Origin of the sequence: Clostridium sp. 1001271st1 H5 (genome assembly GCF_005845215.1) — a bacterium.
Taxonomy (GTDB): Bacteria; Bacillota; Clostridia; order Lachnospirales; family Lachnospiraceae; genus Enterocloster.
Map to the genome: position 1 here is coordinate 1 of NZ_SPHO01000070.1, position 1377 is coordinate 1377.

Below are 1377 nucleotides of genomic sequence, written 5' to 3' on the forward strand. Positions count from 1 at the left end.
TGACCCGTCCCATTGAATACAGGAGGTAGCTATGGAAGGCTTGTTGTTTTTATTCGGGCTGTTTTTAGCTCTGGGACTTTTCTTTTTAACTGCGTCTGTTCTAAAGTTACCTACCATGGGTGCGGCGAAGGCCATGCTGGGTACGGTAAAACAGGAGCGGAAAGCGGCAAAGACATTGGAAACTTATTTTATGATCCTAGCAGTGCGACTGTCTGGTTTCATCCGGATGGATGCATATAAGAGAAGCAGGATGCAGAATGTGTTAAAAGCCAGTGGAATGAATATGACCCCGGAAGTGTATCAGGCGTATGCTCTGGTAAAATCAGGCGCAGTTCTTTTGGGAGCGATTCCCTGCATATTTCTTTTTCCACTTCTAGTTCCTGTCGTGGTTGTGCTGGCCTTACTTCTTTACTTTAAGGAAAATCAGAAAGCGGATGAAACCTTAAAGGCAAAGCGGGAAGAGATAGAGGGGGAGCTTCCGAGAATGGTGGCGACTATGGAACAGGAACTGAAAGCAAGCCGTAATGTGATCGGTATGTTGGAGCGGTTCAAGGGGAATGCGGGACCAGCGCTGACTGGAGAGTTAGATATTCTTCTGGCGGATATGCGTTCCTCCAATTATGAAGCGGCGCTGACACGATTCGAGGCAAGACTGAACTCGCCCATGCTGTCCGATGTGGTACGTGGATTGATTGGTGTCCTTCGAGGGGATGACAGCACAGTGTATTTTCAGATGCTGGCTCATGATTTTAAGCAGATCGAACTGCAGAGATTAAAAGCACAGGCACAGAAAATCCCTCCTAAGATCCGTGTTTTTTCCTTTGTCATGCTGGTATGTTTTCTGCTGACTTACCTGGCGATTATCTGCTATGTGGCATTGGAGAGCCTTGGAGGAATGTTTTAGACAGGAAGGAGGAGAGGATGAGGAGTCATCGTTTATGGAGAGCACTGTCAGAAAGACGGGGCGAAGGATATGTGGATGTGATCGTGTTGGTTTTGTGTGCGGTCATGGTGCTTGCCCTTGCCATGCGTGTGCTTCCGATTTTTATTCAGAAACAGCAGTTGGATACCTTCGCTACAGAACTGGTGCGTGAAGCAGAGGTAAGCGGGCGCGTAGGTACAGAGACAAGCCGCCGTGCCGCTGTGCTGTCAGAAAAAACAGGGCTTTATCCGGACATTTTATGGTCCAGTCATGGAAGAATCCAGTTAAATGAAGAGGTTACCGTTACCCTGACGATGGATACAAATATCGGTCTGTTTGGCGAGTTTGCTTCTTTTCCGGTTACGCTTCGCGCACAGGCAGCTGGAAAATCAGAAGTTTACTGGAAATGAGGTGGAGGGATTGCGGAAACGGATGAAAGAGATACTGAGAGACAG

At 47.9% G+C, this 1377-nt stretch carries 2 protein-coding genes; both read left to right on the forward strand.

The window, feature by feature from the left end:
* Positions 1 to 31 precede the first annotated feature (31 nt).
* Positions 32 to 904, forward strand: a complete 873-nt coding sequence (locus FGS84_RS30625) for a secretion protein F (RefSeq protein WP_008400394.1) — start codon at positions 32 to 34, stop codon at positions 902 to 904.
* A gap of 17 nt (positions 905 to 921) precedes the next feature.
* Positions 922 to 1332: a DUF4320 family protein gene (locus FGS84_RS30630; RefSeq protein ID WP_118482085.1), complete on the forward strand. Its 411-nt coding sequence runs from the start codon at positions 922 to 924 to the stop codon at positions 1330 to 1332.
* Positions 1333 to 1377 lie beyond the last annotated feature (45 nt).